Here is a 13,906-nt window from a genome sequence, read left to right on the forward strand (position 1 = left end):
GCCACCGCCGCCGGCACCCAGTGGGCCTATTCACGACGATAGCTCACCGTCCACGTCGGAGCCCGGGCCCGCAGACTAGTGTCCTGAGTTGGAAGTTCGTTGATGAATTCGCGGCGAGTTTTTGTCCCTGAGCGCGGCGCGAGGACGAGCGTGGCAGGTCCCTCGGGAGGAGGAGCAACGTGTTCAGGGGCGAAAAGGTGCCGCGAATTCATCAACGAACTTCCAACTCAGGACACTAGTCTGCGGGCCCGGGCTCCGACGTGGACGGTGAGCTATCGTCGTGAATAGGCCCACTGGGTGCCGGCGGCGGTGGCGGCTCCGCCTTCTTGCTGCTCGCTCCCCCCATCACCACTTCGATGGGGCCGGCCAGGTGGAGATCGCGCTGTGGGAACGGGATGTTGATGCCCTCCGCATCGAAACGCTCCTTCACCCGCTTGGTCACATCCCAATAGACATCCCAGTATTGACTAGTCTTCGCCCACGGTCGGACGATGAAGTTTACCGAGCTGTCGGCGAGCTCACTCATCTTGATGGTCGGCGCCGGGTCCTTCAGCACCATTGGGTGCTCGGTGACCACCTCCTCGATGATGCCTTGCGCATGATCCATATCATCGCCGTATCCAATACCAAAGGTCATGTCGACGCGGCGCGTATCCAGCGCCGTGGCATTCGTAATAACCCCGTTCCAAATGGAGTTGTTCGGCACCACGTTGACCTGGTTGTCGAAGGTGAGAATGCGCGTGGACACGAGAGTCATCGCGTCCACCTTGCCGAACACACCGCCCGCATTGATCACGTCCCCCACGTCGAAGGGACGGTAGATGAGGATCAAGATGCCGCTGGCAAAGTTGCTGAGCGTGCCCTGCAGGGCAAGGCCGATCACCAAGCCGGCGGCACCGATGGCCGCGGCCAAGGGGGTGATACTAATGCCCACCGCAGAGATGGCCATCAGTACGCCGATCGCCATCACCACCCGGCGGCTGCCGCCGACCAAGAACTTGTGCAGCAGGTTCGACGCTCGCGGCAGGCGGCTCAAGGCAGCTGCAATCACCGCCCCTACGATGCCAGAGATAAACCAGAACACGACTAGAATGCCCAAGAACTTAAGCACGTTCACGCCGAGCTTGAGGCCGCCCCCGGGACTTAGGAGCCAAGCCTTGGCCTGGGCATAAAAGACGGACGGATTGGTGAAGTCAACGCGCTGGCCCGTGGCGTTGGTGATGTAACGCTGCGCTTCGGTCACGTCGCCGCCGCGCTTGGCCAGCACGGCCAGCACGGCCTGCAGGCGCTCGACGGTCGCGGAGATCACCTCCTGCTGATTGTTCACCATGGTGGCAAGCGACTCCCGCTGCGACTGGTCTTCGGTCTTCTTGAGGGCGAGGTCCATGCGGATGCGCTCGCGCACTTCACGCTGCAAGATGTTGAGCCATTTGCTGACGCGCTCTTCGATCTGCTCCCGTTGCAGCGGTTGCAGCTCGAGCTTCAGCTCTTCCACGGAGGCGGTCCAAGGCTCCGCCCGGTCGTGTACCGGGGGCTCTTCGCGCACCCGACGTACCGCATCGCGCGCCAGCTGATCCGCGGTGGGCTCACTGCTCTCGATGGGATCCGGCACGCGAAAAGCGGCCACGACATCGACGTACTTGTGGGCTTGAGTCTTGTCTGCCCCCTTGAGCTCGGCGGCCTCGAGGAGAATGTTGGTGCGCGCGATCAGATCCTTCTTGAACGCCGCGATCAACTCCGCCCGCTCCCGCAGCTCGTTCAGGCTCGGCGCGTTTAGATCCCGTGCCTGCTCGCGTTGGTAGCGGACCAGCACGCTGCCCAAAGCAGTCGAGACCGTCGTTAGGTACTCCATCGCCGCATCGGCGCGAGCGTCGATCTCATCTAGAGGCATCGGGGCCACCGCCACTTCGAGCTCCGCGCGGGACTGGCTGGCGAAGCCTGTCGCATCGACGCCACCGACCACCACGCGGAAGTCCCGCACCGACTCGCCTTCGCCAGGCAGCGGAACCGTGAGCTCTGAGTAATCCGGCGCCGGCTCCTCCGGCGCCGGCTCCTGCGCGACGGCGGGCAAGGCGAGCACCGTGACGAGAGTCACTAGAGCGAGCGAGACGAAGCTCGCGTTGACGTGATCGATCAGTGACGGAAGAAGATGTAAGTCAGCGTCGCCGCTGTGGAGACGCAATCCGGCGGAAGGGTGAGGCATGGCAAGCGTTACCCGGTTGGTGTTCTCTGAGGACGTTGGTGACCGAACGACGGGCGTTCCGCCGCGGCATCTTTTTTGCGGCGGTGAGTATAACCGGGGTCCTACTGCTGCGCGATAACCGTGCAGGCGAACGCCCTCAGGCCGTGGCGGCGTGGCCGTCGGCGAACTGCAGGGCGGCAAGGCGGGCGTAACCCTCGTTGCGCGCTACTAGTTGGGCGTGGGTGCCGATATCTACGATGTTCCCCTGCGCCATGAAAACGATTCGGTCGCAGCGCAAAACGGTGGCCAGGCGATGGGCGATCACCAGCGTCGTGCGCTCGGCCATCAACCGTGCGAACGCATCCTGCACCTGCCGCTCACTGTGCGCGTCCAGGGCGCTCGTTGCCTCGTCCAGCAGGAGGATGGGCGGGTCGCGCAGCAGGGCCCGAGCGATGGCGATCCGCTGGCGTTGACCGCCGGACAGGCGAGTGCCGCGCTCGCCCAGATACGTCCCATAAGCCTCCGGCAACTCACGGATGAAACTATCGGCAGCGGCGGCCTCCGCTGCCGCGCGCACCTCTGCGTCGCTCGCCTGAGGGCGGCCAAGGCGGATGTTCTCCAGAGCACTGGTGCCGAAGACCACCGTGTCCTGCGGCACCAGGCCGAAGCGCTCGCGCACCGCTAGGGGATCTACCTTTACGATGTCCGTACCGTCTACCAGCACGCGACCGGAAGTTGGATCATAAAAGCGCAGTAGCAGCTGAAAGGTCGTGCTCTTACCGGCGCCAGACTCGCCGACGAAGGCGACGTGCTCCCCGGCCTCGACCTCGAGGGAAAACTCGTTCAAGGCACGGGCTTGCGGCCGGGAAGGGTAGCTGAAACTGACCGTATCGAAGCGCAGGCGCCCCTGAGGTTCTCGCGGCAAGGTTACAGAACCATTAGGTGGCGCCACGACGCGGGGTTCAGCGGCGAGCAGCTCACTGAGTCGCTCCATGGCGCCCGCGGCACGCTGTACTTCCCCCCAAGTCTCCGAGAGCGCTGCGGCCGAGCCTGCGACGATCATCGCGTACAGCAGAAACTGGCCTAGCTCGCCGGCGCTCATGGTGCCATCCAGTACGTCGCGCGCGCCGATCCAGAGAACCGCGATAATCGCGCCGAAGACCACCAGCACCACTGACATCATCAACAGGGCACGCACGCGGATTCGCCCGAGTGCCGCTGCGTAGCCCGCCTCGACCGCCTCACCGTAGCGGCCACCCAGAAGCGACTCGAGGGTGAAGGCCTGCACGGTCTGAATGGCGTTCAACGACTCGCCTGCGAGCGCGCTCGTATCCGCCACCCGATCTTGGCTCTCTCGCGAGCGCGAGCGCAAGCGGCGCCCAAGCACTATCAGGGGCACAAGCACCGCCGGGAACAGGAGCAGTGTCAGCCCCGCTAAGCGCAAGCTGGTCAGGGCCAGCAGCGTAAGCCCCGCTGCCAGGTTCAGCGTCGAGCGAAGAACGATCGAGATGCCCGCTCCCGACACGGACTCGATCAGAGTGGTATCGCTTGTCAAACGCGACTGCACTTCGCCGACGCGGGTGCTCTCGAAGAACACGGGGTCGAGGCGGATTACCTTGTCGAAAACGGCTTTGCGCACATCGGCCACGACTCGCTCGCCGAGGCGGATCACCAGGTAGTAGCGCAGCGCGGCGAAGACCCCGTAGGCAGCCGCGACCGCGAACGCACTGAGAAACAACCCGTTGATGCTGCTACTGGTCGCCTGCGCGAACCCCGAATCCACCAGGTGGCGTACAGCGCGCGGCAGAGATAGTAAGGCCGTCGATGCTGCGATGAGCGCGGCAAATGCCGCCAACAGCGTGAGGCGATAGGGCACAACGAAGGGCACGAGCGAGCGCAGGGCGCCGAGCGGACGCGGCTGCGATGCACTATCGGTGGTCTCGGACATCAAGCAATCCTCGGGCGGTCGATCCAGCGCGCCCGACTGCACGGTGACACAGGCGGCACGGCGCGGCTTCACTTGATCGGGTCGATCACGGCAATATTCTCCCGCGAAGAGGGACGCGCGCCCATCGCCCCGGGAGCGCTTACGTTCGTTGCAGGAGGCAATTCCGATTGAACACCGCCAGCCCTAGAAAAGCAGTTGCCGTGGCGCTGATCGCCGCCACATCCTTGGCACCGACCCTGGGCGCCGCGGATCCCTGCGATACGCGTGATGCCAACATCGAGTACCTAGAGCCGCCCTTCTCTGCCGCTCAGCTGCGCCGCGCGATGCCCGTAGGCCTGAAGGTTGTGATGCAGGTGGACTCACCCATCGCGGGCAAGTTCACCCGACAGATGGCGGTGGAGCAGTCCAGCGCGCAGACCGTATCCATGCGCGAAACCACTTTAGAGGAAGCGTTCCGCAACGCGATGCCCAGTGGCACGGTCAATGCTAGCTGGGAGGAGCTTCGCGACCATGCGTGCTTCCCGGCGGCGCAGACGAAGCGTTCGAGGATCACCGCGAACACTGCGTTCGGCGAACTGTCCGCTTGGCGGTATCAGTTCGACCAGGACGGCGTAAGACTGGTGCTTACCTTCGCCGACGCCTTGCCAGGCCTGCCCGTTAGCTACGAACGCTACGAGTCGGGCATCCTGGTGCTGGCTTCTGAGCAGTCGGCACGCTCGGATCGGCCCAAAGCGCGCCCGGACCCGGGCGCCTAAGGAGGCGCCGGCGCGGCGCTCAAGAGAATTGCCGCCCAGCGTGGCCGCAAGGCCCCCGGGCGCTGGAGAATTGCCGCGCCCAAGCCTACAGTTTAGGCGAGTCCGTACTAACGGCATCCCCTGAAAGGCCATTCGCCCTTCTGCTGGAGGACCTGGTCGTGTCGCAACCGCCTGCCCGGAACCGCGACGATGGCGATCGCTCGCCAGCAACCGCCCCCCGCGGATCGACGACCCTCTCCTCCGCGCTCTATCAACACCTCTATCACCACGCGCCGGTCATCATGGCGCTGCTCGATGACAGCGGCACGCTGTTGAGCGTGACCGAGCACTGGCTCGAGGTCTTCGGGTGTCGGCGCGAAGAGGCAGTTGGCCGATCTATCGGCGAGTTCATGACCTCTAGCTCGCGGCGCAAGGCGGACGAGCACGTAAGGCCTCGCTTCCTTAAACGCCGTCGCGTAGATGATGTGCGATACCGATTCATCAGTCGGGCTGGTGGCACCTTCGACGGCGAACTAAGCGCGCGCCGCGCGCCGGACACCAAAGGCCGAATGCTCACCGTCGCCGTCATCTTCGACGTTACCGCCACGCACCGCGCACGGCGCGAATTGCAAGGGGTCAACGAACAGCTCACGACCACCTTAAACAGTATTGGCGAGGGTGTTCTCTCCACCGATGCGGAGGATCAGGTGCGCTACCTAAACCCAGCGGGCCAACGCCTACTGGGGATCAGCTTGGCGAACGCGGTCAATCGCCCTCTGACTGAAGTCTACCGCCGCCTAGAACGCGCCAAATCCCTCGGCACGGACATCGTCCCTGCGGCCATAGCGCAAGGCGCGAGCGCTGATAGCTCGGCGTCTCGTAGCGCGGCGGTTGTGCTCGCCAACCATCGCGGTGGCCGTCTGGTCGTAGAAGAGACGGTGACGCCGATGTGCGATGCGGCAGGGCGTGTCGCTGGAGCCGTCCTTGTGTTCCGAGATGTCACCGCGCAACGCCAGCTCCAGCAACGCATCAGCTTCCAGGCGCGGCACGATGCGCTGACCGGCTTGTTCAACCGCTACGAGTTCGAGAGCCGGATCCGCGATGCGATCGCCTCCGCCCAAGCGAGCGATGTGGAACACGCGCTCCTTTACCTCGATCTGGATCGCTTTAAGCAGGTCAATGACGGCGCTGGGCATGCGGCCGGCGATACCTTGCTGCGGCAACTCAGTATTCGACTGCAAGGTGAACTGCGCCGGGGCGATACGGTCGCCCGCCTCGGTGGCGATGAGTTCGGCGTGCTCCTGGAACGCTGCACCCAACAGCAGGCGCTCCGCTTGAGCGAGCGCCTGCGCCGGAGTGTGTACGACTTTCGCTTCCGTGTGGGCTCACAGGTGTTCTCGGTCGGTGCGAGCATCGGCCTGGTTCCGATCGCGGGCCAGGCGGCAGTGGACGTCGCCACCACCCTTCGCCATGCGGATGAGGCCTGCTACGCAGCGAAGCGCGCTGGCCGCAATCAGGTTCGTGTTCACTCGAGTGCTGGTACGCCGAGCATTAGCGCTGGCGGGGTAGCGCGGGCATCCACACCCGAGGTGGCGCTCAGCGCGCGACTGCTTCGGCCTCTGCACAATGCCGTTGAAGGTGGGCACCTGAGCGTTCGCCCATGCACCCCCGCGCTAGATGGCGTGTACCCGCCCAGTGGCGACGGCGTCGTGCCGGAGCGCTGGCAGCTGGAGGAGCTGCGTCGCATCCTGCGCCAACCCTCGAGCCAACGCGCCGAAATCAGCCTGCTTACGCTGCACGTCACGGTCTCGGAGTTGGACGACCAGATACTGCTGCATACGGCCCACGCCCTGCTCAGTGAATCGGCGCTAAGACCTAGCCAGATATGCTTTGAGATCCCCGAGCACGTCGCGCGCATAGACCTCGAGGGAGCACTGCGTTTCGTCGATTCCCTCGGCGGGCGCGGGTGTCGCTTCGCGCTGAGCAAGATCGTGGACGCCATCAGCGAGCCCGCTCACCTGCGCCAGCTACCGGTGGATTTTCTGCACATCGACGACCGATTCATCCAGGCCCTCTCCAGTGACACGCTCTACCGCTCGAGCATCCGGGCGCTCACCGAGATGGGACGTACGCTCGGTATGTTCTCGATCGCCTCGGCGGTCGACGATTCGTCGACCATCGAGACGCTCAAGGAGTTGTCGGTCGACCTCGCCGAGGGCGATGTGTTCGGCGCACCGCTTCCGCTGGAAGAGGCCTTGCGCACCGTGAATGGCACTATGCTAACGTTGTAGATGGGGGGCGGTCCTCGCCAACCCTGACGTCCGCAGTCCCGGCACGAGCACTCCCCTGCCACCACCTTGAGTCACACTGCCCTGCTGGTCGTCATGCTCTCGCTGGCGGCCGTCGGCCTGATCTCTCGCCGCATTGAAGGCACCAGCGTGACAGGGCCGATGCTCTTCACCGTGCTCGGCTTCGCCATCGGCCCCACGGCGCTTGCCTTGATCGATATGCCTGTCACCCACGGGGCGATTCACCTGCTCGCAGAAGTGACCCTCATCCTCGTGCTGTTCTCCGACGCAGCATCGATCAGTCTTCGTGAGTTGCGCAAGTCACTCACGCTCCCCCTTCGCTTGCTTCTGATCGGCATGCCGCTTACGATTTTGTTTGGCACCGTCGCCGCCCACCTCATCTTGCCCTTGCAATGGCTTGAGGCGGCGCTGCTGGCAGCGATCCTGGCGCCCACGGATGCGGCGCTGGGGCAGGCGGTGGTCAGCGACGAGCGCGTGCGCCAAGCCTTGAGCGTGGAGAGTGGCCTGAACGACGGCGTCGCACTCCCGCTGGTGTTGATCTTCGCAGGCCTCGCGAGCGCGATGCACGGCCACTCGACGCCCGCCGAACAAGCGCACGCCAGCTTCGCCCTATTCACGGCGAAGCAGATCGCCCTAGGCCCCCTCGCGGGAGTGCTCGTGGGTGCGGCGGGCGGATGGCTGGTCTCTGCATCGCACCGCCACCGTTGGATGAGCGAGACCGCGGAGGGCATGATCGCCCTCGGCCTCGCCTTCGGTGCTTTCGCGCTTGCCGAAGTGATCGGCGGCAACGGCTTCATCGCCGCCTTCGTCGCCGGGATCTGCTTCGGCAACTTCCTCCACTTTCGCTGTCGCTTCCTCTACGAGTTTGCAGAGGGTGAGGGACAGATCCTCACCCTACTGACGTTTGGTGCCTTCGGCAGCACGATGCTTGCCGAAGCGGCAGGCGCGCTCAGCGCGGGTGTGTTGCTCATGGCCGTCGTCGCGCTCACGGCGGCGCGGATCTTACCCGTCGCAATCGCCACGCTAGGCGCACGCCTTTCACCCCTCACCGTCTTGTTCTTGGGGTGGTTCGGTCCTCGAGGGTTGGCCTCGGTCCTCTTTGTACTACTGATTCTCGAGGAAATGGCCCTGCCGGGGGCACCGATCATCTACGCAACCGTGATCAGTACTGTCGCCCTGAGCATCTTTGCTCACGGGATCAGTGCGGGGCCGGCAGCACGGGCTTACGGACACGGCACGGCGTAGGCAGCACACACCGCCGGGGTTCGCGGGTGCCAACCTTACGGGTCCCGCTGTAGCGCTTGGTGCTGTTGCGCGCGATCGCTGAGAACGTTGCGACATCGACCAAACGCCTCGTGCTCGCGTGGAAGCTCTTCTCTCCCCAACGGCGAACGACCGGCGGGTCCTACGAGGGCAACTGACCCTAGGGGCGGCGGCATATTTTATGAACTGGCAAACGCTTGTATCACCTCGCGGGAATTGTGATCCGCTTCACGCCATCTGGCCTCAAGCCCTACATAACATCTGGCCTCGTGTGGTCTGAGGGAAACAGAGACCAAATGCCAACAGGGACGACGTTTCCACGAGCGTATGCGTGCAGCCAGGTAAGAACAGAAGAATGTCAGCTTCCGAAGTCGATGCCATCGCGAACTACCCTGTGACCCCGGAGACCCACGTCTCCCTTCTCACCCATGCCGGCTCAGCGACGCCGCCTCCCGACCTGCGCGCCGACTACGCCGAGGTCTGCCGTGCCCGCGATGAGCTGATCGCCCTCACGGAGCAGTACAGCTACCTATTGGATGCTTCGCCGGTGGCCTACATCACCACCAATGCTAGCGGCATCATCGTCAACGCGAACCAACGGGCCATCGCTATGCTTGGCCTGCACTCGCATCAGATCATGGGCATGGCGACCGTACGCCTCGCTGACACCGAGTATCGCGGCGCCCTCGCCCGCCACCTCGAACAGGTCGATCGCAACGGTGAGTGTGAGGTTGAGCTGCGCCTACGCGCCGGCGAGAACACGAGCGTACCCGTGCTACTGCGCTCCGTGCCTATCGCCCTTGGTGAGGTCGGGCAGGGTGCCATCCACTCGGCCATCATCGACATCTCCGCCCTGAAGCAAGCTGAGTCACGACTACGTCACGCACACGATGAGCTTGCTGTCCTCGCCAACCACGACACGCTCACGGGCCTGCCCAACCGCTCCTTGTTCGTGGACCGCCTGAACCTCGCCATGCAGGACGCTGCTCGCCACCACACGGTAAGCGCCCTGCTATTCATGGACGTCGATCGCTTCAAGGTGATCAACGACTCCCTTGGGCACGACGTGGGCGACAGCCTGCTCCAGCACGTGTCCGGCTGCCTCAAACGCACGGTGCGCAGCAACGACACGGTGGCGCGAATGGGTGGCGATGAGTTCACCGTGATTCTCACGGATGTGGTCAACAGCGAAAACGCCGAGAACGTGGCGCGCAAGATCCTTGCCCAAATCAACGAACCCGTCTCCCTGGAGGGTCATCGAGTGCGCCCGGCCGCGAGCATCGGGGTCTGCATGTTCAACGGCAGCATGCGCTCCTACCGCGATCTCATGAAGCGCGCCGACCAAGCCATGTACGCAGCCAAAAAGCGTGGTGGCAATCAGATCCATTTACACGATCCGCAGGAACACACTGACCACTTGAGCGATCTTGAGCGCGACCTGCACGTTGCGCTTGAACGAAACGAGTTCCGCCTCCGCTTCCAACCGCAAGTGAACGCGGACGGGGAAGTAGTCGCTCACGAAGCCCTGGTGCGCTGGCATCACCCAACCAACGGCATTGTCTCGCCCGCCCACTTCATCCCCATCGCCGAGCAGTCAGGCTTCATTCGTGAGCTGGGATCCTGGGTGCTGCGTGAATCATGCCTACGCAACAAGCTGCTGGCAGACCAGCACGGGCGCTACCTGCGCATGGCGGTGAACGTGTCGCCTCGGGAACTTGCCAGCGCCGGCTACGCGGAATCAGTTCGCACAATCCTCGAAGAGACTGGGCACCCCGCCGCTGCCTTGGAGCTCGAAATCACCGAATCTGCAATGGAACTGAGCGAACATCAGCTCGAACGCACGCTGGCCGCCCTCACCGAGCTCGGCGTCTCCATCGCCCTCGACGACTTCGGCACCGGTTACTCTTCCTTTACGCGCCTGCGCAGTCTGCCCATTACACGCTTGAAGGTGGACCGGAGCTTTACGGCAGCGATTGAAGAATCAGCGGAGGACCGTCGGATCGCCACCGCGATCGTCTCCCTCGCGCGTGAGTTAGGACTGGAGGTCGTGGCAGAGGGTGTCGAAAGCCCGGAACAGCTCAAGGTGATGGTGAACGCCGGCTGTGACGTCTTTCAGGGCTTCTACTTCTCCATCCCGCGCACCCATCCCGCCATCGCGGCGTAGGACCGGTGTCTAAGCGCCAGGTGGCAGGATGGGCGCTGGCTTGAGTGCGAACTTGAAGCGCGTGTAACTGCCGGGGTCCGACTCCACCCACACGTCGCCACCGTGGCGGTGGATCACGCGCTTGACGATGGCAAGCCCCACGCCACGTCCGGCGCTCGAGGTGCCATCGACGTCACCCGGGGCCCTGGCCTGTACCCTGCCGCGGAAGAACATCTCGAAGACCCGCAGGCGCAAAGCCTCGTCGATGCCCACGCCGTTGTCCATGACCTCGGCGACCACCCGGCCGTTGATCTCCGCTGCGCTCACCTCAATGCGCAACTCATCGCCACCGCCGTGCTCGAGAGCGTTAAGCAGCAGGTGAAACAGCACCACTCGCAACTGCTTGGCATCGGCTAGCACTGATGGCATCTCCGTAATCAGCACCCTAGCCCCGGTCCGCTGCACCTGCTCCTCGAGATCCGTCAGCGCGGCGCGCGCCGATTCCGATAGGCTGACGGGCGCCAACGCCTCGCCTTCTGTCTCTACGCGGGAAAGGGTGAGCAGGTCCTGCACCTGACTCACGACCAGGTCGACTTGCTCGTCGGCCCGGTTGATGTGTTGGAGAATCTCCTCATCCAACCCTACCTCGTCGGCGCGCTCACGAGCGATTCGCATAAACTCGTTAGCTCGCTTCGACGGCCCCACCAAATCGTGGGAGACCGCATAGGTGAATACCTGCAGCTCGGTAAAGGCGCGGCTCAAGCGCTGACTGCCGCGTTTGATACGTTCCACGTCGACGAAGCTAAGCACCGCACCGTCTTGCTCCCCGTTGGTCTTCACGTAGGGAGAGACGCGCATAAGGAAGTACCGCCCTGTAGCGTCGCGTAGCTCTCGCTCCACACGCTCACCCGTGGCGCTCACGGCGGCCAGGTCTCTCAGGACCTGCTCGTCGGCGAGGAGCGAACGGAAGTGCGTAATCTGCCGATTGATGTCGTGCTTCATCAGGCCGAACTGATCCGCCGCGTGGGGCGAGAACTTGCGGATCCGCAGCTTCGAGTCCACAAACACGGAGGAGATATCGATACTACGCAGGAGGTTGTCCGACTCCTCGGTCACCCGCTCCAGCTCGATGATTTTTCCTTCGTGTTCCTGATTGAGGGTGCTGAGTTCCTCGTTTACCGAATGCAGCTCCTCGTTCGTGCTCTGCAGCTCCTCGTTGGAGGCGATCAGCTCTTCGTTGGTCGCCTGAAGCTCCTCGTTGCTCGTCTCCAGCTCCTCGACTGTCGCCTGCAGCTGCTCGCGTGTATTCTGCAGTTCGTCTTGCAAGGAAGAGGGCGTGAGGAGCATCTCTTCCGCCACCTCTTCCTCGGCAGCGCCAGCGGCGTTGCCGGCCGCGTCCGGTTGCTCGAAGGTGATCAGCGCGTACTCCGACGCTCGCACCTGCTTCATCGGTCGCACGGTAAGACGCACCACCTGTGCACCCTCTGCGGGGATGTCTACACGGATACCCGCGTAGCGCACGAGCTCATCTGTTTTCTGCATACGGGCCAGTGCGGAGATAACGGGTAGGCGCAACTCGGGCAGCACCAGCTCGGAAGCGTAGAGCGTGACTGCCCCGCTTGGCGGCTGCATGAAACGCGACGCTTCACCAAAGGTGTGAGCCACCTCGCCGGACACGGTAACCAACAGTCCCGGCGGGACGTAGGCGTCCATCAGAGCATCGTAGGCACGCACTAGGTTCACCGGTCGACCACCGGTGGTGCGGCTCGGCGTCGGTAACCCCGTGCTGGCTGCGTTGGTCTCACGCAGCATCGGCTGTGCCGACGGCAGGCGGAAGCGACTCACTAGATGGCGGTCACTGCCCTTGCGGAAAACGTTGCGCCTCGCATCGATAACGTTGAAATCATCAGCCAGTTCCGCCAGGCCCTCGCTACTGCCGAGCAGCATCACCCCATCACGTTTCAGAGCGAAGTGGAACAAGCTGAGGGCCTTGCGCTGCGCTTCCACCGTGAGGTAGATGAGCAGGTTGCGACAGACCACCAAATCCAGCTTGGTAAAAGGCGGATCGATGGTGACGTCCTGGCGGGCGAACACCACCATGCGGCGCAGATGCGGTGCAATGACGAAGTCATCGGCCTGGCGAGTGAAACAGGTGTCGATACGCTCTTGGCTAAGTCCCTCCAGGGTACGCTCGGGGTACACGCCGAAGCTCGCCCTATCGAGGCTGCGCTGATGCACGTCCGTAGCGAAGATCTTCACGTCCGGCGGCGAATCGAGCTTGGCGCACGCCTCATGCAGCAAGATGGCGAGTGTGTAGGCCTCCTCGCCGGTAGCGCAACCTGCACTCCACACGCGCACCTCGCGCTGCCCGCCGCTAACGATGTTGGGCAGGATGTCGCGCTGGATGAAGTTCCAGGTCTCCGCATCCCGAAAAAACCGGGTCACGCCGATGAGTAGGTCGTGATACAGGGTCTCAAGCTCATCCGGGTCCGAGGCGAGCAGTCGAGCGTACTCGGTGAGCGAGCTCGACTGGCGCAAGGCCATTCGGCGCTCCACGCGTCTGATGATCGTGTTCGGCTTGTAGTGCGCGAAGTTCACGGCGAAGCGCATCTGCAGCTGCTCGAACACTGTGTCGAACACGCTCGGCTGAATCTCCGGCAAGTCGCTAGCGGCAATCTTGAGCTTCAGGCGCTTGGCATGGCCTGTGAGCGCGGCGGGGATATGCTCCGGATCCAGCACCATGTCGACCTTACCCGTCGCGACGGCGCTCTTCGGCATCCCGTCGAACTCCGCCGACCGCAAGGTTTGTGCAATCGTCAGGCCTCCCGCTCGGTGCACTTCCAGCAAGCCTGCAGCCCCGTCGCTACCGGTCCCGGACAGCACGACCGCCACCGCACGGGCACCTAAGTCTTCGGCTAGGGATCGAAAAAACACATCGATAGAGAGATTCAAACCGGCCGTACGATCCGTCGCCAGAAGACGGCGGTTGGTCACGATCATCTCCTTGCCGGGCACCAACAGGTACACCGTGTCACGCTCAATTTCCACGGAATCACTAACCGATTTGATCGGCATTTGGGTCAAGCGTGAGAGAATCTGCGGCATCATGCTAGTGAAGTCGGCAGACAGGTGCTGGATCACGACAAAGGCCATGCCGGTGTTATCACCCAGGCAGCTGAACAACCGCTCTAGGGCGTTTAGGCCACCGGCGGAGGCACCTATTCCCACCACATGGGTAGGCGGCTCTTTCGTGCCAAGGGCGACCGGCTGCTCGCTCGCCTGCGCCGTCACGTCTGTCTCCAGTTCCGTCTCTTCATCGCCCATTCC

7 protein-coding genes are annotated in these 13,906 nt (G+C 63.5%); 4 read left to right on the top strand and 3 right to left on the bottom strand.

Features of this window, described 5'->3' with window-relative positions:
- Positions 1-235: 235 nt before the first annotated feature.
- Together AAGA68_13520 and AAGA68_13525 are read right to left on the bottom strand one after the other, a co-directional pair.
- Positions 236-2,203, bottom strand: a complete 1,968-nt coding sequence (locus AAGA68_13520; GenBank protein ID MEM9386079.1) for a mechanosensitive ion channel domain-containing protein — start codon at positions 2,201-2,203, stop codon at positions 236-238.
- 136 nt (positions 2,204-2,339) lie between these two features.
- On the bottom strand, positions 2,340-4,130 hold the full coding sequence (locus tag AAGA68_13525) for an ABC transporter transmembrane domain-containing protein (protein ID MEM9386080.1): 1,791 nt from the start codon (positions 4,128-4,130) through the stop codon (positions 2,340-2,342).
- 167 nt (positions 4,131-4,297) lie between these two features.
- On the opposite strand from AAGA68_13525, the gene AAGA68_13530 reads away from it, so the two are divergent.
- The 4 genes from AAGA68_13530 (at position 4,298) to AAGA68_13545 (ending at position 10,600) form a co-directional block, all read left to right on the top strand.
- Positions 4,298-4,885, top strand: coding sequence for a hypothetical protein (locus AAGA68_13530; GenBank protein ID MEM9386081.1), 588 nt, complete (start codon positions 4,298-4,300; stop codon positions 4,883-4,885).
- Between the two features lie 158 nt (positions 4,886-5,043).
- Positions 5,044-7,155 (top strand): diguanylate cyclase, encoded by a 2,112-nt coding sequence (locus AAGA68_13535; protein MEM9386082.1) that lies wholly within the window; start codon positions 5,044-5,046, stop codon positions 7,153-7,155.
- A gap of 66 nt (positions 7,156-7,221) precedes the next feature.
- A complete protein-coding gene (locus AAGA68_13540) occupies positions 7,222-8,418 on the top strand; it encodes a cation:proton antiporter (protein ID MEM9386083.1) in 1,197 nt (398 codons plus the stop codon).
- A 373-nt stretch (positions 8,419-8,791) separates the two neighbouring features.
- On the top strand, positions 8,792-10,600 hold the full coding sequence (locus tag AAGA68_13545; protein MEM9386084.1) for an EAL domain-containing protein: 1,809 nt from the start codon (positions 8,792-8,794) through the stop codon (positions 10,598-10,600).
- Between the two features lie 9 nt (positions 10,601-10,609).
- On the opposite strand, the gene AAGA68_13550 is transcribed toward AAGA68_13545, so the two are convergent.
- Positions 10,610-13,903, bottom strand: coding sequence for a chemotaxis protein CheB (locus AAGA68_13550; protein ID MEM9386085.1), 3,294 nt, complete (start codon positions 13,901-13,903; stop codon positions 10,610-10,612).
- Between the last annotated feature and the right edge of the window lie 3 nt (positions 13,904-13,906).

It is taken from the genome of Pseudomonadota bacterium, from assembly GCA_039193195.1.
Taxonomy (GTDB): Bacteria; Pseudomonadota; Gammaproteobacteria; order Steroidobacterales; family JBCBZW01; genus JBCBZW01.